This is a genomic window from Nocardia sp. Tas62D01 (assembly GCF_055232035.1).
In genome coordinates, this window is record NZ_JBUYUZ010000001.1 from 7,259,863 (window position 1) to 7,280,942 (window position 21,080).

The 21,080-nt window shown below is 65.6% G+C and carries 23 protein-coding genes and 1 pseudogene; 17 read left to right on the forward strand and 7 right to left on the reverse strand.

Annotated features, from left to right (window positions below):
• Positions 1–14: 14 nt before the first annotated feature.
• A pseudogene (locus tag ACV7NQ_RS34670) lies at positions 15–452 on the reverse strand (hypothetical protein); the annotation flags it as partial.
• 180 nt (positions 453–632) lie between these two features.
• On the opposite strand from ACV7NQ_RS34670, the gene arc reads away from it, so the two are divergent.
• The 4 genes from arc (at position 633) to ACV7NQ_RS34690 (ending at position 4,606) form a co-directional block, all read left to right on the forward strand.
• Entirely contained in the window at positions 633–2,393 is a 1,761-nt protein-coding gene (arc, locus tag ACV7NQ_RS34675) for a proteasome ATPase (protein ID WP_463363408.1), read from the forward strand.
• 62 nt (positions 2,394–2,455) lie between these two features.
• Positions 2,456–2,650: a TetR/AcrR family transcriptional regulator gene (locus tag ACV7NQ_RS34680; RefSeq protein WP_463363409.1), complete on the forward strand. Its 195-nt coding sequence runs from the start codon at positions 2,456–2,458 to the stop codon at positions 2,648–2,650.
• Entirely contained in the window at positions 2,650–3,090 is a 441-nt protein-coding gene (locus ACV7NQ_RS34685; RefSeq protein ID WP_463363410.1) for a TetR/AcrR family transcriptional regulator, read from the forward strand. The genes ACV7NQ_RS34680 and ACV7NQ_RS34685 overlap by 1 nt, the downstream gene beginning before the upstream one ends.
• A complete protein-coding gene (locus tag ACV7NQ_RS34690; RefSeq protein ID WP_463363411.1) occupies positions 3,083–4,606 on the forward strand; it encodes an ArnT family glycosyltransferase in 1,524 nt (507 codons plus the stop codon). Before ACV7NQ_RS34685 ends, ACV7NQ_RS34690 begins: the two co-directional genes overlap by 8 nt.
• A gap of 63 nt (positions 4,607–4,669) precedes the next feature.
• Here ACV7NQ_RS34690 and ACV7NQ_RS34695 read toward each other — a convergent pair whose 3' ends face one another.
• From ACV7NQ_RS34695 to ACV7NQ_RS34705, 3 genes are all read right to left on the reverse strand, one after another.
• Positions 4,670–5,416 carry a peptidylprolyl isomerase gene (locus ACV7NQ_RS34695; RefSeq protein WP_463363412.1) on the reverse strand — a complete coding sequence of 249 codons (747 nt, stop codon included), beginning with the start codon at positions 5,414–5,416 and terminating at the stop codon, positions 4,670–4,672.
• An 89-nt stretch (positions 5,417–5,505) separates the two neighbouring features.
• Positions 5,506–6,270, reverse strand: a complete 765-nt coding sequence (locus ACV7NQ_RS34700; protein WP_463363413.1) for an SDR family NAD(P)-dependent oxidoreductase — start codon at positions 6,268–6,270, stop codon at positions 5,506–5,508.
• Between the two features lie 33 nt (positions 6,271–6,303).
• Positions 6,304–6,966: a DUF4386 domain-containing protein gene (locus ACV7NQ_RS34705; RefSeq protein ID WP_463363414.1), complete on the reverse strand. Its 663-nt coding sequence runs from the start codon at positions 6,964–6,966 to the stop codon at positions 6,304–6,306.
• An 84-nt stretch (positions 6,967–7,050) separates the two neighbouring features.
• On the opposite strand from ACV7NQ_RS34705, the gene ACV7NQ_RS34710 reads away from it, so the two are divergent.
• Positions 7,051–7,533 (forward strand): MarR family winged helix-turn-helix transcriptional regulator, encoded by a 483-nt coding sequence (locus ACV7NQ_RS34710; protein WP_463363415.1) that lies wholly within the window; start codon positions 7,051–7,053, stop codon positions 7,531–7,533.
• Positions 7,534–7,738: 205 nt separating this feature from the next.
• Here ACV7NQ_RS34710 and ACV7NQ_RS34715 read toward each other — a convergent pair whose 3' ends face one another.
• Entirely contained in the window at positions 7,739–9,187 is a 1,449-nt protein-coding gene (locus ACV7NQ_RS34715; protein WP_463363416.1) for an aminotransferase-like domain-containing protein, read from the reverse strand.
• 199 nt (positions 9,188–9,386) lie between these two features.
• On the opposite strand from ACV7NQ_RS34715, the gene ACV7NQ_RS34720 reads away from it, so the two are divergent.
• The 8 genes from ACV7NQ_RS34720 (at position 9,387) to ACV7NQ_RS34755 (ending at position 18,050) form a co-directional block, all read left to right on the forward strand.
• Entirely contained in the window at positions 9,387–10,226 is an 840-nt protein-coding gene (locus tag ACV7NQ_RS34720; protein WP_463363417.1) for a nitrilase-related carbon-nitrogen hydrolase, read from the forward strand.
• 16 nt (positions 10,227–10,242) lie between these two features.
• Positions 10,243–11,664 carry a dihydropyrimidinase gene (gene hydA, locus ACV7NQ_RS34725; RefSeq protein WP_463363418.1) on the forward strand — a complete coding sequence of 474 codons (1,422 nt, stop codon included), beginning with the start codon at positions 10,243–10,245 and terminating at the stop codon, positions 11,662–11,664.
• Between the two features lie 45 nt (positions 11,665–11,709).
• Entirely contained in the window at positions 11,710–12,747 is a 1,038-nt protein-coding gene (locus ACV7NQ_RS34730) for a TIGR03842 family LLM class F420-dependent oxidoreductase (protein ID WP_463363419.1), read from the forward strand.
• 109 nt (positions 12,748–12,856) lie between these two features.
• The gene (locus ACV7NQ_RS34735) at positions 12,857–13,747 is read left to right on the forward strand and encodes an ABC transporter permease (RefSeq protein WP_463363420.1); all 891 of its coding nucleotides are present in this window, start codon (positions 12,857–12,859) and stop codon (positions 13,745–13,747) included.
• Positions 13,748–13,764: 17 nt separating this feature from the next.
• Positions 13,765–14,733 (forward strand): ABC transporter ATP-binding protein, encoded by a 969-nt coding sequence (locus ACV7NQ_RS34740; protein WP_463363421.1) that lies wholly within the window; start codon positions 13,765–13,767, stop codon positions 14,731–14,733.
• Positions 14,730–15,527, forward strand: a complete 798-nt coding sequence (locus tag ACV7NQ_RS34745) for an ABC transporter permease (RefSeq protein WP_463363422.1) — start codon at positions 14,730–14,732, stop codon at positions 15,525–15,527. The genes ACV7NQ_RS34740 and ACV7NQ_RS34745 overlap by 4 nt, the downstream gene beginning before the upstream one ends.
• Complete coding sequence (locus ACV7NQ_RS34750; protein ID WP_463363423.1) at positions 15,524–16,666, forward strand: ABC transporter substrate-binding protein; 1,143 nt, start codon at positions 15,524–15,526, stop codon at positions 16,664–16,666. The genes ACV7NQ_RS34745 and ACV7NQ_RS34750 overlap by 4 nt, the downstream gene beginning before the upstream one ends.
• 67 nt (positions 16,667–16,733) lie before the next feature.
• Positions 16,734–18,050, forward strand: a complete 1,317-nt coding sequence (locus ACV7NQ_RS34755; RefSeq protein WP_463363424.1) for an aminotransferase class III-fold pyridoxal phosphate-dependent enzyme — start codon at positions 16,734–16,736, stop codon at positions 18,048–18,050.
• A 29-nt stretch (positions 18,051–18,079) separates the two neighbouring features.
• On the opposite strand, the gene ACV7NQ_RS34760 is transcribed toward ACV7NQ_RS34755, so the two are convergent.
• Positions 18,080–18,583 carry a PNPOx family protein gene (locus ACV7NQ_RS34760; protein ID WP_463363425.1) on the reverse strand — a complete coding sequence of 168 codons (504 nt, stop codon included), beginning with the start codon at positions 18,581–18,583 and terminating at the stop codon, positions 18,080–18,082.
• A gap of 128 nt (positions 18,584–18,711) precedes the next feature.
• Between ACV7NQ_RS34760 and ACV7NQ_RS34765 the strand changes: the two genes are divergently transcribed.
• The 3 genes from ACV7NQ_RS34765 to ACV7NQ_RS34775 all read left to right on the forward strand — a co-directional run bounded on the left by ACV7NQ_RS34765 (position 18,712) and on the right by ACV7NQ_RS34775 (position 19,520).
• Positions 18,712–18,891, forward strand: coding sequence for a hypothetical protein (locus ACV7NQ_RS34765; RefSeq protein ID WP_463363426.1), 180 nt, complete (start codon positions 18,712–18,714; stop codon positions 18,889–18,891).
• An 18-nt stretch (positions 18,892–18,909) separates the two neighbouring features.
• Positions 18,910–19,278: an arsenate reductase family protein gene (locus ACV7NQ_RS34770; RefSeq protein ID WP_463363427.1), complete on the forward strand. Its 369-nt coding sequence runs from the start codon at positions 18,910–18,912 to the stop codon at positions 19,276–19,278.
• An 80-nt stretch (positions 19,279–19,358) separates the two neighbouring features.
• Positions 19,359–19,520 (forward strand): AIM24 family protein, encoded by a 162-nt coding sequence (locus ACV7NQ_RS34775; protein WP_463363428.1) that lies wholly within the window; start codon positions 19,359–19,361, stop codon positions 19,518–19,520.
• Here the strand turns inward: ACV7NQ_RS34775 and ACV7NQ_RS34780 are convergent.
• The gene (locus tag ACV7NQ_RS34780; protein ID WP_463358528.1) at positions 19,511–20,347 is read right to left on the reverse strand and encodes a transposase family protein; all 837 of its coding nucleotides are present in this window, start codon (positions 20,345–20,347) and stop codon (positions 19,511–19,513) included. The two genes, ACV7NQ_RS34775 and ACV7NQ_RS34780, sit on opposite strands and share 10 nt — an antisense overlap.
• 139 nt (positions 20,348–20,486) lie before the next feature.
• Here ACV7NQ_RS34780 and ACV7NQ_RS34785 point away from each other — a divergent pair, with 139 nt between their 5' ends.
• Complete coding sequence (locus ACV7NQ_RS34785) at positions 20,487–21,011, forward strand: TIGR00266 family protein (protein WP_463365936.1); 525 nt, start codon at positions 20,487–20,489, stop codon at positions 21,009–21,011.
• Positions 21,012–21,080: the final 69 nt, after the last annotated feature.

Here is a 21,080-nt window from a genome sequence, read left to right on the forward strand (position 1 = left end):
CAGACGCCGTCGAGGTGACTCCAGGTCATGGGCATGGCGGGCGCGGGGCCGTGCGGGGAGGTGATCGTCACCTGGGCGGTCGCGCTGTCGCCCTGGGTGGTGATGTCGGCGACGGCGAAGATCAGCGTGCCGTAGTTGCCGAGCGCCTGGTTCATCCGGTCGATATTGCTTGCCCGCTTTTCGCCGTCAACGAGCAGCTTGGTTTTGTCCGCGGTGGACTTGGTCGGGTCGGCCAGCCCGTCCAGCACGGCCTGCAGGGTTTCGGCCGTGGGGGCGGCGTGAGCGCCCTGGCCCGCGGTGTTCGAGGCGGCCGCGCTCGAGGTGACGGCGCTGGTGGTGGCCTTCGCGTCGGACTTGTCGTCGGAGCTGCATGCGGTCAACCCGATGGTAACGGCGAGGGCTGCCGCGGCGGTGGCAACGGAAACGCGCAGTGTCCTTACGGGAAGGAGCATCGGTCAGCAACCTTTCGGTTTGGTCGGCGAATCGGCTCGCCAGAAGCATGTTAGGGCAGGCTAACATGGTGGGCGGGCCGCTGCCCGCAGCCTAGATGTGATCACGACGAAACAATGTCGGAAGGCGAGAACGGTTCGCGCCCGGTAGCGTTAATAGACCGGGACTGGGAGGAGCAGCACATGAGCCCCATCGAGAATTCGGATTCGGCGGCCTGGAGAGAGCTCGAGGCGGTACGCGCCGAAGCGGCTGCGCTCCGCAGGCAACTGGCCGATTCGCCGGATCATGCACGGGAATTGGAAGCCCGTGTCGATTCGCTGACCATTCGCAACAGCAAGCTGATGGACACCCTCAAGGAAGCGCGACAGCAGCTTGTCGCGTTGCGCGAGGAGGTCGATCGGCTCGGTCAGCCACCGAGCGGATACGGCGTTCTGATCGGTGTGTTCGAGGATCAGACGGTCGACGTGTTCACTTCGGGTCGCAAGATGCGGTTGACGTGTTCACCGAACATCGACACCTCGACCCTCGAATACGGTCAGACCGTTCGCCTCAACGAGGCGCTGACGGTTGTCGAGGCGAACTACTTCGACAAGGTCGGTGAGATCGGCACGCTACGCGAGATCCTCGACGACGGACGCCGGGCGCTGGTCGTCGGCCATGCCGACGAGGAGCGCGTGGTCTGGCTGGCGGGTCCGCTGGCCAAGGTCGCCGAGATGGACGATCTGGACGACCCCGATTCGCCGATCCGTAAACTGCGGCCGGGCGATTCGCTGTTGGTGGACAGCAAGGCGGGTTTCGCCTTCGAGCGCATCCCCAAGGCCGAGGTCGAAGACCTCGTCCTCGAGGAAGTGCCCGATGTCGACTACGGCGATATCGGTGGCCTCGGTCGCCAGATCGAGCAGATCCGCGACGCGGTCGAGCTGCCCTTCCTGCACAAGGACCTGTTCCGTGAGTACGCGCTGCGCCCGCCCAAGGGCGTGCTGCTCTACGGTCCGCCAGGTTGCGGTAAGACGCTGATCGCCAAGGCGGTGGCCAACTCGCTGGCGAAGAAGATCGCCGAGTCGCGTGGTCAAGACGCCAAGGAAGCCAAGTCGTTCTTCCTCAACATCAAGGGCCCCGAGCTGCTGAACAAGTTCGTGGGTGAGACCGAGCGCCACATTCGGATCATATTCCAGCGGGCTCGCGAGAAGGCGTCCGAAGGTACGCCGGTGATCGTGTTCTTCGACGAGATGGACTCGATCTTCCGCACCCGCGGATCGGGCGTGTCCTCCGATGTGGAGACCACGGTCGTGCCGCAGCTGCTGTCGGAGATCGACGGTGTCGAGGGTCTAGAGAACGTCATCGTGATCGGTGCCTCCAACCGCGAGGACATGATCGACCCCGCGATCCTGCGGCCGGGACGTCTCGATGTGAAGATCAAGATCGAGCGGCCGGACGCGGAATCGGCACAGGACATCTTCTCGAAGTACCTCACCGAGTTCCTGCCGCTGCACCAGGACGATCTCACCGAGTTCGACGGCGACAAGGCCAAGTGCATCCGCGCGATGATCGAGCGGGTCGTCGATCGGATGTACGCCGAGAGCGAGGACAACCGCTTCCTGGAGGTCACCTACGCCAACGGTGACAAGGAAGTCCTGTACTTCAAGGACTTCAACTCCGGTGCCATGATCCAGAACATCGTGGACCGCTCCAAGAAGTACGCCATCAAGGCGGTGCTCGACACCGGCAACCCGGGCCTGCGCATCCAGCATCTCTACGATTCGATCGTGGACGAGTTCTCCGAGAACGAGGATCTGCCCAACACCACGAATCCCGATGACTGGGCCCGCATTTCGGGTAAGAAGGGCGAGCGGATCGTCTACATCCGCACGCTGGTCACCGGCAAGAACGCCAGCGCGAGCCGGGCGATCGACACCGAGTCCAACACGGGTCAGTACCTGTAAGGATCGAAACCCGAAGGGCCGCGCCTCCACTGGGAGCGCGGCCCTTTCGTTAAAATTTGGCCATGCGGCCAGAAAATAGTCCGACCGGTCAGCGGAGGTCGTTCATCGAGGAGGCGCGGCGGCGGCAGATCATCGCGTCGGCGGTGGAGGTGATCTCGGAGGTCGGGTTCGGGAATGCGTCGCTGGCGCGGATCGCCAAGCACGCGGGCATCTCGAAGGGGGTCATTTCCTATCACTTTGAGGGCAAGACGATCTGATGACGCAGTTGGTGATTCAGCTGTACGTTTCGGGTGCGGAGTACATGGTGCCGTTGATCACCGCGGTCGAGGGGCCGCGAAATCGGCTGCTGACGTATCTGGAATCGAATCTCGCCTTCATCGAGGCCAACAAGAAGTACGTTGCGGCGATGATCGACGTAGTGGTGAATCTGCGTGACGCGGACGGGAAGTCGAAGTTCGCCTACCCGGATGGTGAGCGCGAGGTGCTGGAGCCGCTGGTGATGATGCTGCGCGAGGGGCAGGAGGCCGGGGTTTTCGGCGAGTTCGATGTCGTGATCATGGCCAAGTCCATTCGCGATTCCATCGACAGCGCGGCCGGGCGGGCGATCCGGGAACCGGATTTCGATATGAGCAGGTACTCGGCACATCTGTGCAGGTTGTTCGATTTGGCGACCCGGAAGGCGGGCAACGATGACTAGTGTGCTGGAAACCGAGGCGCGGCAAGGGGATAGGCCAGATGCGCAGCCGCCGTTCGCGCTCCTCGGGGTGGGAGCCATCGCGGTGGTGTCGGCGGTGGCGCTGTTTACGTTCCTCGGGCGCTACGGATTCTTCGGTGACGAACTGTATTTCGTGTCCGCGGGGCGCAGGCTGGCCTTCGGGTACGCTGATCAGGGGCCGCTAGTGCCCGCGATCGCGCGGCTGATGGATCTGATCGCGCCGGATTCGCTGGTGGCCCTGCGGATTCCGGCCGTGCTGGTCACCATCGCGGCGGTGTTCATCAGCGCGCAGATCGCGCGGGAGTTCGGTGGTTCTCGTACCGCGCAGGTGTTGACCGCGACCGCGTACGCGACCTCGCCGCTCCTGCTCATCCAGGGCGGTCAGCTGGCCACGAACACGATCGACACCGCGCTGTGGGTGTTGATCAGTTGGTTGGTGATCCGCTGGGTGCGTACGCGGCGCGACAGTCTGCTGCTGGGGGCGGCGGTGGTGACCGCGATCGACATGCAGGTGAAGTGGCTGATCCCGTTCTTCTGGGTCGCGATCGCCATCGGCGTGCTGTGTTACGGTCCGCGCGAACTGCTGCGGCGTCCGGCATTATGGTTGGGCGCGGCGATCGTCGTCGTGGTGACGCTGCCGATGTTGATCTGGCAGGCCCAGCACGATTGGCCGCAGTTGCGTCTCGGCGCGGTGGTCGCCGCCGAACAGGGCGTGATCGGTGGTCGGTACACGTGGCTGCCGCTCGCGCTCGCGGCGGCCGGACTGTTCGGCGGTGTGCTGCTCGTTTACGGGATCTGGGTGCTGCTGCGCTCGGAGTCGTTGCGGCCGTACCGATTCCTCGGTCTGCTTCCGATTCTGCTGGCAGTGGCCTTCGTGATCACCAGCGGCCGCCCGTACTACGCCGCAGGCTGCTATGCGGCAGTCATGGCGGCGGGCGCCGTGGGATGGACGCAGAGCGCGGCCCGGTGGCGCGCATTCGCCGCCGTCCCTCTTGTCATGCTTTCGGTTGTGCTGGTGGTGTTTTCGCTGCCCTGGAAACCGGAATCGAAGATCGACCCGGTGAAAAGTCAGGCCGACGCCGGACTGAATATCGCCCTGTACGGCAAGTTCGGTTGGCGAGAACTGCGCGACGCCACCGCGGACGCCCATCGGTCCCTCCCGCAGCCGGTGCGCGACAACGCCGTCATCATCACCGACTCCTATTGGCAGGCAAGCGCTTTGGACGTGGCCCGACAACGTTACCGCCTCCCCGCCGTCTACAGCCCCAAGCGAGGCTTCGGTTACTTCGGCACCCCACCCGACGCAGCGACAACCGTCCTCTGGATCGGCGGCAAGGAATCCGACCTCCGCCCGCTCTTCGACACGATAACCCCAATAGGCCACGTCGACGCCCGCCTCGGCTACCCCGAAGTAACCCGCGACGTCACGATCTGGCGCTGTGACCATCCCCGTCAAGCCTGGTCACAGGCATGGCCGGACATGCTCCGGCTGGACTGACGCATCCAACGGTGGACCGCTGCGCAGACTGGATTTCGCCTGCGCGGCGGTCCGGGTTGTCGATCAGTTGCGGGCGGTGGTTACCGAATCGAGGACTACCTCGGTGGCAGGCGCGCCGTCGCCGGAGCCGTCTTGGACGCCGGCGTTGGCGATGTTGGTGAGGACATCCATGCCGGTGGTGATCTGGCCGAAGGGGGTGTAGCTCGGGGGCAGTTTGGTGTCTTGGTAGACGAGGAAGAATTGGCTGCCATTGGTGTTCGCACCCGAGTTGGCCATGGCTACCGTGCCTGCGGGGTAGGTGGCGCCGGGCAGGTTCTCGTCTTTGAAGCGGTAGCCGGGGCCACCCATGCCGGAGGCGGTCGGGTCACCGCATTGCAGGACGAAGATGCCCTGGGTGGTGAGGCGGTGGCACTTGGTGTGGTCGAAATACTGTTCGTTGGAAAGGAATGCGAAGGAGTTGACCGTGTGCGGGGCGCGCGCGGCGTCCAGCGCGATGGTCACGGTGCCGCAGGTGGTTTCCAGGGTGGCGGTGTATCCGGCGGCTGGATCGATGGTCATGCCGGGTTCGGCCTGCCATTGTTTGCCGTTCGGTTGACCGGCCGCCGCCGCGGAACAGCCTGCGGCCTGGGTCTTTTCGAGCAGGTGCCCGGTGTCGGCCGAGACGCCTCCCGCGGCGAGGGCCGCGAGGGTCGCGCCCGCGGCCAGGACGCCCAGGACGCGTAGCGCCAGCATCGGGACTCCGATTCGGCGATGCTGCTGCCGGTCGGGCTGATCATGGTCGAGTTGCCGCGCCTGCAGTTCGCTACTCACCGGTCGGAGTCTCCTTCTGACGGGTTGTGCACCGGACGATGCTGCCGCGCATCATCCCATCTCCCCGCCGCCCGCGTGGCGGGTTGGTGTCAGACAGTTACTTTGCCGCCGGTGACATCGAGGGTCTGGCCGGTGATCCATGAGGCGGCATCAGAGGCCAGGAACAGTGCGGCCTGGGCGATGTCATCGGTGGTGCCGAGGCGGCGCAGCGGATACATCGCGGCGACGCGGTTCTGCATCTCGACCGGCATATTGGCTTCCACCTTCTCGGTGCGAATCGTCGACGGCGCAATGCAATTCACCCGAATTCCCTGGGGGCCGAGCTCGACAGCGAGGTGCCTGGCGAGCATGACGACCCCGGCGTTCGCCACGCCGTAGGCGAGATTCGCCTGGCTGGGCGTGCGCCCGGCGGTAGAGGACATGGTGATGATCGAGCCGCGGGCACGCTCGATCATACCGGGCAGGAACGTGTGGATGGTGAGGAACGCCGACGTCAGATCGGAGTCGAGCACCTGACGCCAGCGCTGCTCGGTCAGTTCGGGGGACGGGACCGGAAGTCCCTGACCGCCCGCGAACGCCGCGAGTACATCGACCGGGCCGAGCTCGGATTCCACCTGGACGCGCACCGCGGCGAGAGCTGCCAAATCGGTGACATCGGCGGCGGCGAAGGTCGAGACGCCGCCGTTGTCGGTGATGGCTGCGGCAACCGCGGCGAGGGCGGCCTTGTCGCGTCCGACGACGCACACTTTGGCGCCCTGCTCGGCGAAGGCCCGCGCCGTGCGGGCGCCGATGCCGCGCGATCCACCGGTGATGACGACGACCTTGCCGGCCAGGTCGGGGTAGTTGCTGATCATGAGGAAACTCCTTGGGCGAGCGGGGATACGGGGCTACTGCTGGCGGGCGTGCCGGGTATGCGGCAACAGGAAGGCGGCGACGACGAGCCACAGCGTGCCGCCGAAGCGCACCGCCGGCAGCAGGAAGCCGAAGCTGATGCTCAGCAGCGTCAGCGTGGACACCACGCCGACTACCGCCAGCGCCAAGCCGGTCCACGCCATGGGCTTCGGGAGCAGGCTGCCGAGCAGGGCTGGCACCGAGATTCCGGCGATGAGCAGCGCGAACATCACGGCGTAGGCCGGGCCGCCGGTGAGGAACGACAGGTCGGCGAGCGCACGGGGCAGCGCGCCGCCCGCGTCGGCGGGCAGTCGGCCACCGGCCCAGGCGAATGCGGCGCTCAATGCGAGACCGTTGGCGGCCAGGATTCCGCCGACCAGGGTGATGGTGGCGCCGGGCGCCGTGATGCCGAGCGCGCGCAGCCGTCGGGAGAACACCGCGGCCACGACGGCCAATGGCACCGACGAGGCGAAGAGCAGGAACGCACCCACCTTGATGGCGGTGCCGTGGTCCTGCGTGTACTGCAGGACCTCCATCCCCGATGCGTTGGGTCGCGGCGTCTTGGCGTTCACCGCGACTGCGGCGAGCGTGAGCGCGGTGTAGGCCAATGTCGGGATCGGCAGCGGTGGGCCGGACTGTGGGCGGCGGGTGGTTGTCATGGTTTCTCCTTTGGCGAACCCGGGATGATTACAAGCCAATAATGATTATGATCTGTAACGATTGTCAAGTGGTATAGTTCTTGTGTGGATATCGTTGAGTTTGGGCGCAACTCGGCGCCGCGGATCGGCGCGGCATTCCTGTTGGCGCAGGTAGGCGCGCACGCCGCCGGGCTGTTTGCCGAGCGGGTCAGCGAACTGGACCTCACCCCGGCGCAGGCCGGTCTGCTGCGGCTGTTGGCCATGAATCCGGGGCGCAGTCAGCGCGAACTCGCGGGTGATCTGGGCATGCCGCCGAGCCGCTTCGTCCAGTTCGCCGACGAACTGGAGAAGCGCGGGCTGATCGAACGACGCAAGAACCCCGAGGACCGCAGGCTGCACGCTCTGCACCTCACCGACGAGGGCTTCGGCTTGCTCGGCAAGCTGCGCGCCGCGGGCATGCAGCACGAGAAGCTGGTTTGCGAGGGCTTGTCCGAGTCGGAGCATCAGACATTGATCGAGTTACTGGGCCGCATCGCCCGACAGCGCGGCCTCGGCGACGGGATCCATCCGGGTTATCGAAAGATTTGACCGGCAGCGCGAATCCGGCCCATAGCCGGAGCCTCTGGCTGCCGGTCGGTCGACAGAAGCGCGACGTATCCGGGGATTGGCACCGATCAGCGCGAGATCGGTTGTCGGTGAGGGGCTTTTGCGGCTGTCAAAACCTGATGCAGTCGGACGTCGGGCTCGTAATCGGTAGGTGCCGCGCCGGGCTACCGCTGGCCGGGTCGACAGGTCACGCGCGTCGGATGCGTCGGTAGGTGGGCGTCGCCGTGGTGGCGGCGGCGAGTTCTGTTGCCAGCCAGTCGAGGTCGGCGTCTGCGAAGGGGGCGATGGTGAGGCGCAAGTGGTCGGACGGTGGGTGATCGCCGACCTCGAACGGGCCGCCGGGCGCGGCCTTGATGCCTGCGGCGGCGAGGGAGATCATGGCCGCGTTTTCGTCTGCCACCGGTATCCAGATGTTGATACCGTCGTTGCGGGCCACCGGGATGCCTTTGCGGGTCAGTGCGCGGCGGAGTTCGGCTGAGCGTCTTCGGTATTCGGCGCGCGCGGAGGTGACGGTCTGGATGGCGTCTTCGTCGTCGAGCATGCTCAGCAGGACGCGTTGCAGCAGACGGCTGGTCCAGCCGGGGCCGAGCATACGGCGTTCGATGACGGGGTCGAGCAGGTCGGCGGGGCCGCCTGCCACGGCGAGTCGGAGATCGGCGCCGTGAGATTTGGAGAAGGAGCGGATGTGCACCGTGCGGCGGGGGAGCCGAGTGCCGAGGGAACGCAGTGGGGCGGTGGCGATTCCGGCGGAATGATCATCCTCGATCACCAGGGTGGCGGTGTCGTGCAGGATGTCGGATAGTTCGCGGGTGCGGCGCGCGGTGAGCGAGGCGCCGGTGGGGTTTTGCGCGCGCGGCTGAAGTACTAGCGCGGTGACGGCGTGCTTGCCGACCGCGCGGGCGAGATCGTCGGGGAGCAAGCCGGATCCGTCCATACGGACCGGTATCGGCCGGGCGCCGATGCGGGTCAGTAGGTCGAGAAACGGTGGGAAGCAAGGATCTTCGACGGCGACCGCGTCGCCGAGGCGGATATGTGCGGTGAGCAACCGATCGACGGCATCCAGTGCGCCGTCGAGGACGGCGAGGCGTTCGGCGCGGAAGGGCCAGTCTGTACGGACCTTGGCGGCGAGGTCGGGCAGCATGGCCTCGCCCAGGTAGTCGGCGGCCAGATCGCCGCCGCCCTGGCGGGTGATGTCACGCAGCGCCACCGCCAGGTCGGGCAGTAACTCCGGGTCAGGGGTGCCACGCGACAGGTCGATGCGGAAGGCGCTGTCCGAGGGCGGGTGGAGGCGTTGGTAACGGCCGGTCGGGGCGGTGGGCCGCGCGGCTTCGGGGACGCCGACGAAGGTTCCGGCCCGCCCGCGCGCGATGATCGCTCCGGTGGCGGCCAGCGCCCGCCAGGCCTGATTGACGGTCGAGGGTGACACCCGCAACTCCCGCGCGACCTCCCGCACGGTGGGTAGCCGCGAGCCGGGCTGTAATGCGCCGCAACGGATTCGGCGGCTCACGGCCGCGGCGATACCGGCAGGGGTGCGATCGTCCAGATCCGCGGTGAACTCGGCGGGTGACACGACAACCGGGGCGGGCACAGCGCCATTGCTGGATGCGCGGTAAGTCGTCGCGGGCTCGATGGTCACAGCTGTGCCTCGTTTGCGCCCGGCTCCGCAGTGCCCATTGGCGCTGTGTCCATGGTTCGCTCGCTGCGCTGCCTCACGGGCCTATTCTGCTTCGGGCACCGGACCGTAACCAACGTCGGCGCCAAGGTTTACGGCCACGAAACTGTTTCCGCAATCTTGTAACACAACCGAATCGGATCAGGGTGAAGTATAACAAAGCATGGGAATCGTTCGAGCGGCGCTCGTCCAGACGAACTGGACGGGTGACAAAGAGTCCATGATCAAAGCGCACGAGGACTATGCACGTCAGGCCGCCGCGCAGGGCGCGAAGGTGATCTGCTTCCAGGAATTGTTCTACGGCCCGTACTTCTGCCAGTTACAGGACGCCAAGTTCTATGACTACGCGGAATTGGTGCCCGGACCGACCACGGAGCGATTCGCTGCCCTGGCAAAGGAATTGGGCCTCGTCATGGTCCTGCCGGTGTATGAGCAGGAACAGCCGGGCCTGCTCTACAACACGGCGGCGGTGATCGACGCCGACGGCAGTTATCTCGGCAAATACCGCAAACATCACATCCCGCACGTCAACGGATTCTGGGAGAAGTTCTACTTCCGTCCGGGCAACCTGGGCTGGCCGGTATTCGATACCGCGGTCGGCAAGGTCGGCATCTACATCTGTTACGACCGGCATTTCCCGGAGGGCTGGCGGGCGCTCGGCCTGGCGGGCGCCGAGATCGTGTTCAACCCGTCGGCCACCTCGCGCGGCCTGTCGGGCTATCTATGGAAGCTGGAGCAGCCTGCCTCCGCCGTCGCCAACGAGTACTACATCGGCGCCATCAACCGGGTCGGTATCGAATCGGAGTACGGCGACGACGACTTCTACGGCACCAGCTACTTCGTGGATCCGGAGGGCAAATTCGTCGGTGACGTCGCCTCGGACAACGCCCCCGAGTTGGTCATTCGCGACCTCGACATGGATCTGATCAAAACGGTGCGCGATCGCTGGGCCTTCTACCGCGATCGCCGCCCCGACGCTTACGGACCGCTGGTAGCCCCGTGAGGCTGGTGACATCGACATGACAAAGACATTCATCCACGGCGGCACGGTGGTCTCCGCCACCGGATCGCAATTGCTCGACGTACTCGTGGACGGCGAAATCATCGTCGCCGTTCTGCAGCCCGGCGCCACCGCGCTCGGCGCCGACCTCACCCAGTCCGCGGACGTCGTCATCGACGCCACCGGCAAGTATGTGATTCCCGGTGGCGTCGACGGCCATACCCACATGCAGATGCCGTTCGGCGGCACCGAGGCATCCGACACCTTCGAGACCGGCACCAGGGCCGCGGCTTGGGGCGGCACCACCACCATCGTCGACTTCGCCGTGCAGAAGCCCGGGGAGCGCGTGCAGGACACCCTCGGCGCCTGGCACGAAAAAGCCGCAGGGCAGTGCGCCATCGACTACGGATTCCATCAGATCATCGGCGACGTGAACGACGAATCCCTCAAGGGCATGAGCGAATTGGTGGCCGAGGGCGTCACCAGCTTCAAGCTGTTCATGGCCTATCCGGGCGTCTTCTATTCCACCGACGGACAGATTCTGCGCGCCATGCAGTCGGCCGGTGATCTCGGCGCGCTGCTGATGATGCACGCGGAGAACGGGATCGCCATCGACGTGCTCGTCGAACAGGCACTCGCGCGCGGCGAGACGTCACCGTACTTCCATGGCGTCACCCGACCGTGGCAGATGGAAGAAGAGGCTACCCATCGCGCCATCATGCTTGCCCAATTGACCGGTGCGCCACTGTATGTCGTGCACGTGTCGGCCAAGCAGGCGATGGAACAGATCGCCACCGCACGGGGCAACGGACAGAACGTCTTCGGCGAGACCTGCCCGCAGTACCTGTACCTCTCGCTCGAAGAGCAGTTGGGCGCACCGGGTTTCGAGGGCGCAAAGTGGGTGTGCTCGACGCCGCTGCGGTCGCGGGCCGAAGGACATCAGGACGAGCTGTGGCGATTCATCCGCACCGGCGATGTCACCTCCGTCGGTACTGACCACTGCCCGTTCTGCATGAAGGATCAAAAAGACCGGGGCGTCGGCGATTTCAGCAAGATCCCCAACGGCGTCGGCGGCGTCGAACACCGGATGGATCTGATGTTCCAGGGCGTGAAGAACGGCCTGATCTCGCTGGAACGCTGGGTCGAGGTCTCCTGTACCACCCCTGCACGGATGTTCGGCATGTATCCGCGCAAGGGCGTCATCAGCCCCGGCGCCGACGCCGACATCGTGATCTACGACCCGAACGGCCACACCAGCATCGGCTTCGACAAGACCCACCACATGAACATGGACCACTCGGCCTGGGAGGGATTCGAGATCGACGGACACGTCGACACGGTGCTCTCACGCGGTCGGGTGGTCATCGATGGTGGGGCATATCGGGGCAGCAAGGGCCACGGCCGATTCGTTACCCGCGAACTGTCGCAGAACTTGATCTGACGCGTTCGATCCAGGGACGCATTTACTCGAAACGGAGAGTGCCGCATGGATATCGGTGTGGTGCTGCAATGCACACCTCCGGCCTCGCGGGTGGTCGATCTGGCCAGACAGGCGGAGACACACGGCTTTTCACACGTGTGGACCTTCGACTCGCACCTGCTGTGGCAGGAGCCGTACGTCATCCACAGCCAGATCCTCGCCGCCACCCGCAAGGTGGTCGTCGGCCCCATGGTGACTAATCCGGCCACCAGGGACTGGACGGTGACGGCGTCGACGTTCGCGACGCTGAACGACATGTTCGGCAACCGCACCGTGTGCGGCATCGGCCGCGGTGACTCCGCGGTGCGCACACTCGGCGGTAAGCCGACCACCCTGACCACGCTACGTGAATCCATCGAAGTGATCAGGGAACTGGGCAATGGACGCAGCGCGCGCGTCGGCGACACCATGGTGCGCTTGCCGTGGGCGGGCGCCTCGCGCCTCGAGGTCTGGGTCGCCGGTTACGGTCCGCGCGCGCTGGATCTGACCGGTGAGGTCGCCGACGGTTTCATCCTGCAGTTGGCCGATCCGGACATCACCGCGTGGACGATCGCGCGGGTGCGGGCGGCGGCGAAGCGGGCGGGTCGCGATCCGGGCGCGGTGAAAATCTGTGTCGCCGCACCGGCTTACGTCACCGACGGCTCCGGTGCCGCGACCGCGCACGCCCGTGAGCAGTGCCGTTGGTTCGGCGGCATGGTCGGCAATCACGTCGCCGATATCGTCGCGAAATACGGTACCGGCAGCGATATTCCGGCCGCACTGACCGAATATATCTCCGGGCGAAAGGGTTACGACTACAACGAGCACGGGCGCGCGGGCAATACCCACGCCGAATTCGTGACCGATGCCATCGTCGACCGGTTCTGTGTGATCGGCACACCCGACGAACAGATCGCCCGGCTGCATGAGCTCGAGAAGCTGGGCGTCGACCAGTTCGCGGTGTACCTGCAGCACGACGCGAAAAGTGCCACGCTGGAGGCGTATGGCGAGTCGGTGCTGCCGCGTCTGGCGCATCCGGTCATGGCGACGGAAGAGGCCCGATGATCGCCCAGGTGGCCGCCGCGGTGGCGCTTGCGGCAGCGTGCTGGGAACTGACCCGTCGCCAGAAGGCCGAGGGACAGTCGCAACCGGTGACGGTGTTTGCAGGTGAGCGATGAGCGCGGGGGCGCGGCGGGTACAGCAGGTCGGGTACGCGCTCGGAGTGCTCGTGCTGGTGGTTGCGGTGTGGGAGCTGGTGAAGTATCTGGTGCCGGAAGGTGGTGTCAGCATCGGCGATCAGCGAATACTGCCGCGAACCAGTGACGCTGCGATGCCACACGTCTGGTCAGTGATCATGGTGCTCGGTGACCGGGACGGAAGCGGCACCGTCGGTGGAACTCTGCTGCGGACAGCGGGATTCACTTTCGAGCTGGCGCTGCTGGCGTTGCTGATCGGCACCGTGGTCGGGGTGGCGCTGGCCGTCCTGATGCAGCGCTTCGCCTTCGTCGAGCGGGGATTGCTGCCGTATATCATTGTCTCGCAGACGGTTCCGCTGATCGCATTGGCCCCCTTGGTCGCCGGATGGGGCGGCAAGATCGTCATCGCCGGACAGCCGTGGCGGCCATGGATGAGTATCGCGGTCATCGCCGCCTATCTCGCCTTCTTCCCGGTCGCGGTCGGCATGTTGCGGGGTCTGCAAGCGCCCTCCAAGGCGTCGGTGGAATTGCTGTACAGCTACTCTTCGAGTTGGTGGAAGACCCTGCTGCACTTGCGGTTCCCGGCCGCGGTGCCGCATTTCCTACCGGCACTGCGGTTGGCCGCAGCGGCGTCGGTGATCGGTGCGGTGGTCGCGGAGATCTCGACCGGAACCGCGGGCGGCATCGGCCGACAGATCATCGTGTTCGCCCAGCAGGCCACCGGCGACGCCTCCCGGCTGTACGCGGCCGTCCTCGCCGCCGCTCTACTCGGCGTCGCGGTCACCGCCGTGGTCGCTCTCGCCGAGTTCGTTCTACGTCGTTACAGCCGTCCCGTAGGGGCGCGCAGCTCATCAGGAGGTACCCGTTGATCGCGAAGGCAGACCCCGTGGCGGGGAAGCCCGAGACTGCAATGGCCGCATCGAGTTCCGGCCTCGAAGCCGAGAGCGTCGGTGCGAATGGCGCGGAGCGTGCGGATGCCGTGGCTGAGCCGGAGACCGCCGCAGCGGGGGAGACTGCCGCCGGTGGGGGTACGGGTGTCGAACCGGTAGCAGCCGTCGCGCTCGCGCATGTCGGCAAGATCTTCGCCAGTGGCGCTGTCACCGCACTGTCGGATGTGTCGCTCACCGTCGCCGCGGGGGAATTCGTCTCACTGATCGGCCCTTCCGGCTGCGGTAAGTCGACGCTGCTGCGGATCATCGCGGATCTCGAGGAGCAAAGCAGCGGCACGGTCAGGGTGCACGGCAAGACCCCCCGCCGGGCACGGATCGATCAGGACTACGGCATCGCCTTCCAGCAGGCTGGGTTGCTCGATTGGCGCACCGTGCAGGCGAATGTGGAACTGCCCATGGAATTGCACAAGGTGCCCAAGGCCGAGCGGCGGGCCCGCAGTGCGGAGCTGCTGGAGATGGCCGGGCTCACCGATTTCGCGCGCCGGTATCCGGCGGAGCTGTCGGGCGGTATGCAGCAGCGAGTCGCGATCGCGCGAGCATTGGCCCGCAAGCCGTCGCTGCTGTTGATGGACGAACCGTTCGGCGCGCTCGACGAGATGACCCGCGAACGGATGCAAGGCGAACTGCTGCGGATCGCCGGAGAGACCAGTGCGGCAGTGGTTTTCGTGACGCACTCGATTCCGGAGGCGGTGTTCCTTTCGGATCGGGTGGTGGTCATGTCGCCGCGGCCGGGCCGCATCACCGAGATCGTGCCGACCGACGGCTGGGGCCGCGACGTCGCCGTCGAGGGTGATGAGGACGTTCGCTCCAGCACCGCGTTTTTCGATGCTGTCGCGGCGGTGCGCGCGGCACTGCGCGACGGTCATGGCGCGGACGCCGTGGTGGCCGGACGGGATATGCGATGAAAGCGGCACCGTCACGGCAAAGTGCGCCGCCGCTGCGAACAGTGCTGCCGCCGTTGGTATTCGGCGTGGTCGGCCTGGCGCTGTGGCAACTGCTCACCGTCGCCGCCGGTGTGCCGTCGTTCCTGCTGCCCGCACCCAGCGCGATCGCGCACGAGTTCACCGACAACTTCGGCCGGATCGTGGACGCCGCGACCGCGACCGGGTCGAACGCCCTCATCGGCCTGCTGCTCGGTGCCGTGCTCGGCATCGCCGCCGCCATGCTCGCGGTGCGTTTCCACCTGGTCGACGGGCTGCTCACCCCTCTCGCCGCCGCGGCGGCCGCGGTGCCGATCGTGGCGCTCGCGCCGCTGCTGAATTCGATGTATTCGACCACCACCGACACACCGCGCCGCATCGTTGTCACCATCGTGGTGTTCTTCCCGATGTTCGTCAGCACCGCGCGCGGCCTACGCCAGGTTCCGCAGGTCCAAACGGACCTGATGGCGTCCTACGCGGCGGGCGGCTGGCAGGTCACCCGCACCGTCCGGCTGCCCGCGGCGCTGCCCTACCTGTTCACCGGTCTGCGCATTGCCGCGCCGGGTGCGGTGATCGCGGCCATCATCGCCGAATACTTCGGCGGCCTGCAGAACGGGCTCGGCAGCCGAATCACCTCCGCCGCGGCCAATACCGCCTACCCCAGAGCCTGGGCATACGTCACCGGCGCCATGCTCGTCGGCCTGCTCTTCCTGGCCACCGTCCTACTTCTCGAAATACTCACCCGTCGACCGCGCAACACCTTTTGGAGCTCGAAATGACAAGTACCACCAAGCGATTGCGCGCCTGTCTGGCGCTGGCAGCGTTGGCCGCCGCGGCGCTGACCGGCTGTAGCACCACCGACAACGGCTTCGGCACCACCTCCGACGGACTGACGAAGGTCCGGCTGCAGCTGCAGTGGTTCAAGCAGGGCCAGTTCGCCGGGTACCTGGCGGCTGTCGATCAGGGCTTCTACAAGGAACAGGGCCTGTCGGTCGACATTCTCGACGGCGGCACCGATATCGTGCCCCAAACCGTGCTCGCGCAGGGACAGGCCGATTACGCCATCGCGTGGGTGCCCAAGGCGCTTGCCTCTCGGGAGGCCGGAGCGGGTATCACCGATGTGGCGCAGGTCTTCCAGCGCTCGGGCACCAAACAGGTCTCGTTCAAGTCCGAGAACATTGCGGGACCGGCCGGGCTGCGCGGTCAGACCGTTGGAAACTGGGGCTACGGCAACGAATTCGAGCTGTTTGCCGGAATGACCAAGGTGGGCATCGACCCGGCCAAGGACGTCAAGCTGGTGCAGCAGCAGTTCGATATGAACGCCTTCCTCGCCAAGGACATCAACGCCGCACAGGCCATGTCTTACAACGAGTACGCACAGCTGCTAGAGACCAAGAACCCGGCCACCGGAAAGCTCTACACCGCAGACGATTTCGCCACTATCGACTGGAACGACGAGGGCGTCGCCATGCTGCAGGACGCGATCTGGGCAAACACCGAGAAGCTGAAAGACCCGAAATACCAGGACCAGACGGTGAAGTTCATCGCGGCCTCGCTGAAGGGCTGGGCCTTCTGCCGCGACAACGTCGGCAAGTGCCGCGACATCACCGTGGCCGCGGGCAGCACGCTGGGTGCGACGCACCAGCAGTGGCAGGTCAACGAGGTGAACAAGCTGATCTGGCCCTCGCCCGCCGGTGTCGGCATGGTCGACAAGTCGGCCTGGGACCGAACGGTGAAGATCGCCAAGGAAACTCGCAATCAAGAGGGTGCCACCGTGCTGAAGAAAGATCCCGATGCCAGTGCCTACACCAACGAATACGTCACCAAGGCATTGGATTTGCTGAAACCCGGTGGAGTCGACGTCACCGGAGCGAGTTTCGCGCCGAGCCAGGTGACTTTGGCCGAAGGCGGTAAATAGGTGGCCGGTAGGCAGCAGCGTAGGCGGCGACAGTTGGATGCCGCAGGGCAGGATCGGAGAGACCAGGATGACTACTGATCACGTGTTCTATCCGTGGATGGCGCAGGGCGGGCCGAATCCCACGCCGATCACCGGTGCGTCGGGCTCGTGGTTCTGGGACGACACCGGCAAGCGGTATCTCGACTTCTCCTCCCAGCTGGTCAATGTCAATATCGGACACCAGCATCCGGATATGATCGCGGCCATCGTCGAGCAGGCGCGGCAGCTGGCCACCATCTCGCCGACCGTCGGCAATGAGGCGCGCAGCGCATTGGCGAAACTGATCGTCGAACGCGCACCAGGCGACCTGAACCGGGTGCTGTTCACCACCGGTGGCGCCGAGGCTATCGAACACGCGGTGCGGCTGGCGCGCAGCTTCACCGGCCGCACCAAGATGCTCGCCGCCTACCGTTCCTACCACGGTGGCACCGGTGTGGCGATCGGCCTGACCGGTGAGCCGCGGCGCTGGGGAGCCGAGCCGACCAATGTCGACGTGGTGCGATTCTTCGGGCCGTATCCCTACCGATCACCCTGGGACACAAGCACTCCCGAGGAAGAGACCACCGCCGCGCTGAACCATCTGCGGCAGGTGATCGAGCTGGAGGGCCCACAGAACATCGCGGGCCTGATCCTGGAAACCGTGGTCGGCACCAACGGCGTGCTGGTGCCGCCGCCCGGCTATCTCGCCGGGGTGCGCGCGCTGTGCGATGAATTCGGCATCGTCTACATCGCCGACGAGGTGATGGTCGGCTTCGGACGGGTCGGCGAGTGGTTCGCCGTGCAGGCATTCGGCGTCGAACCGGACCTCATCACCTTTGCCAAAGGTGTGAACTCCGGCTACGTCCCGCTCGGTGGAGTGCTGATCGCCGAACGGATCGCGCAACGCTACGACGACAAGGTGTATCCGGGCGGGCTCACCTACGCGGGCCATCCGCTCGCCTGCGCTGCGGGCGTCGCATCGATCGGGGTGTTCGAGCGGGACGGCATCCTCGACCATGTGCGGTCGGTGGGTGCGGACGTGCTCGGAAAAGGCCTGGCGGAGTTGGCCGCTCGGCATCCGAGCGTCGGCGAGGTGCGCGGGCTCGGCTTCTTCTGGGCCCTGGAACTGGTGCGTGATCCACACACGCGCCGGCCGCTGATCCCGTTCGCGGCCGCCGGTGCCGCCGCCGAGCCGATGGCCCGGGTCACCGCCGCCGCGAAGGAACGCGGACTGTGGCCGTTCAACGCGGGCAACCGTTTCCAGATCGCACCGCCGCTCACCACCTCGGCGGAGGAACTGCGCACCGGGCTGGAAATCGCGGACGAGGTGCTGGAGGTGGCCGACGAATACGTCGGTGCGACCTGACGAATATCGGTGCCGGATGTACGGGTGAGTCAGTGCGGGGTCAACGCTACAACGACCCCACCCTGCTGCCAGGTCTGATAGAGATCGGCCTTGACGGGTGCACCGTCGGCATCGAAACCGATTCCATTGAATTTCGCGTTGACGTGGTTTTCCGTGGCGACGACCGCCAGCAGTCGCATGACATCGTGCTCCTCGGTGTAGACCACCGGATCGAAGGTCTGCGGGTCGCCACCGAGCGAGGCATGAACCGGCGTGCCCGACTGCAGGTTCCGCACCCATGGGCGCAACGCTGTGCCTATGAGCAGGGTGCCATCGTGGCGGACATAGGCCACGGGAACGTCGTAGGTCTTGCCGGACTTGCGCCCCACGACGTGCAGCGTGAGCAGTCGCTTGCCGATGCCGCGGCGGATTCCCGGAGTGCGTAGCAACGTGCGCACGATGCGGTTGACCGTGCTCTGCGAGGACCGGATCCGCTCCGGGCCGGTGGTGGTCGGAGTGCCATACGGATTTTCGGTCGGCGGTTCGTCGCTCATGGTTCCAGTATCGAGCCCGTCGGTGGCAGGATGCCGCCCGTATCGATCCACCTGCCGACGATGCCGAGGCGATGATCAGTATCGGTGTTCACGGCTAATTCGGCACCCCACCGGACACGGCGAGCGTCGTGATCGCCGTCGGCGTCAACGACGCCGTCCTGCAGTGGGACTTCGACCACGTCGAACCGGTCGGCAAAGTCGGCAGCAAGCTGGGTTGTCACGGCAACATCCAGGACGTCACGGTCTCGAACTGCAGTGGCCTGCTCCACCGGTGGTCCGAGGTATGGCCCGCCTGGATGTATTTGTAGCCGGGCTACGCTGCCTGCATGACTTCTGGGCAGACGGAGATCTGGCACAACCCGCGGTGCACCAAGAGCCGCAATGCCACCGCGTTCCTTGACGAAGTGGGCGTGGACTACACGGTCCGCCGCTATCTCGACGATCCACCTACCGCAGCTGAACTGCGCACGGTGCTCGATCGGTTGGGCGCCGAGCCGTGGGACATCGCTCGCACCGGCGAGCAGATCGCCAAGGATCTCGGCATGTCCGGTTGGGGCCGCACCGCTGGCGACCGAGACCGCTGGATCGAGGAATTGGCCGCGAATCCCAAGCTGATTCAGCGCCCGATCGTGCTCACCGCTGACGGCGGCGGTGCGGTCGCGCGCGACGACGCCACACTGCGCTCACTGGTGTGATGCCGGGGCCGCTGTGACGCCCTGATGCGGCCTTTTCGCCGATCCGCCGCGCGCATCGGCGCGCGGTAGGGTCGGTGGATATGAAGGTACAACTGCGCCATAACCCTGCCTCCGCTATCGCGCGGTGCTTCCTCGCGGGTGGCGAACCGATGCGGGTCGAAAGTGGCGCCATGGTCGCGCATTCGGCCGGAGTCACGTTGCAGGCCAAGGCCGAAGGCGGCATCCTGGAGCGTTATTCATAAGCCTCCGCGAAAAAGTGCAGTGCGACTATCGTTTTCAGGGCAGAGGGGAATTTGTGGACTGGCGCGCGGTAGCGGCCGCCTTCCTCGCTGAGCATGCGCCAGGTCTTCAGGTGAGCGACGGCTCGCTCCACCGCGGCCCGGATTCCGGAGAGTGCGGTATTGAACGCGGCCTGGCTCTCGTGCAGTTCGCGGCCCGGAGGTTTCTTGTAGGGCACCAGATCGATTCCGTCGACACCGACGTAACCGGAATCGGCGACAGTGTCGATCTCGGCGAGAAGGTCGGCGAGTCCGGAGGCGGCGTATGCGTGCGCGTCGTGTCGGGCGCCGTGCACGATCGTCATGCCGACCGCGACGAGCCTGCCGTCGAGGTCGGCGGCGATCTGGATGTTGAACCCCGGATACTGGGTTTTTCCGGAGAACAGGTCCGGGATCGCCGACCAGTCCCAGGTCGGGCAGATTGTGCCGTCCACCAGCACGGACCCGACTCCGATGACGTCGCGGGGGTTGGGAACGAACTCTTCGAGTACGTCAGCGATCACCGGTCGCAGCAGATCCCAGCGGCGGCTCACCGTGGACTGACTGATCCCGAAGAACGCGCCCGCGACATCCTGGACGAGGTTTCTGCGCATCAACGACACCACCAAAGCGACAGACCTGAACAAGCTCAACGCGTAAGGGCGACCGGCCGACTCGAACCCGCCGACGGTCTCGTGTACCCGGGCAGTCAGTTCCGTCAGTTGCCCATCGGTCAGCCCCGTAATAGCCTTGTACCGCAACGGCCCTCGTTCTCGCTCGTAGACTTCGTAACTCCACGAACTGAGATACATGAGGGCCGTTGCCAATTCGGCTGCGACGCGCCGACGTATCAAGCAGTGCGATCACCGTCTCACCGGCCACACAGGCCACGAGAGTTGCTATGCCACAGCCGATTGCGGGACAGGCTTATGAATAAGCCTCCTGGCCGGGCTGAAGCGGTCGGTGCTGGCTGGCGAATCATTCTTCGTTTCGATTACCGCACCGCCGCAAGGTGGTTGGGTGGATGTGGCGCCCGCGCTGCCCGGCGACATGTTGAACCTGCAGATCACGCCGGATCGGCCGTTCTTCATCAGCCGCGGCGGTTGGATCGCGAATTCCCATGGCGTGCAAGTGGAAAGCAAATGGGGCGGCTTCGCGAACCTGTTCGGCGGCGAGGGCGGTTTCGGTTTGCGCGCGCACGGCGAGGGCGAAGTCGTGGTCGGGGTATTCGGCGCGATCGACGTGATCGATCTGCAGCCCGGCGAACCGATCACCATCGACACCGGCCATGTGGTCGCCTACGACCTGGCCATGAATTTCACTATTCGGCGCGCGGTCTCCGGGCGTTCGATTCAGTCGCTTAAGTCCGGCGAAGGTTTTGTGTTCGATTTCACCGGACCGGGTCGGGTACTGCTGCAGACCCGCAATCCGGGTGCGTTCGCGGCCTGGGCGGGATCGGTCACTTCGTCGAGCTGAGTGGTTTCTTCACTAACGGGGTAGCCTGGACATCTTTATGGCCGAGGCTTCCAGCTTCGACAACATCCG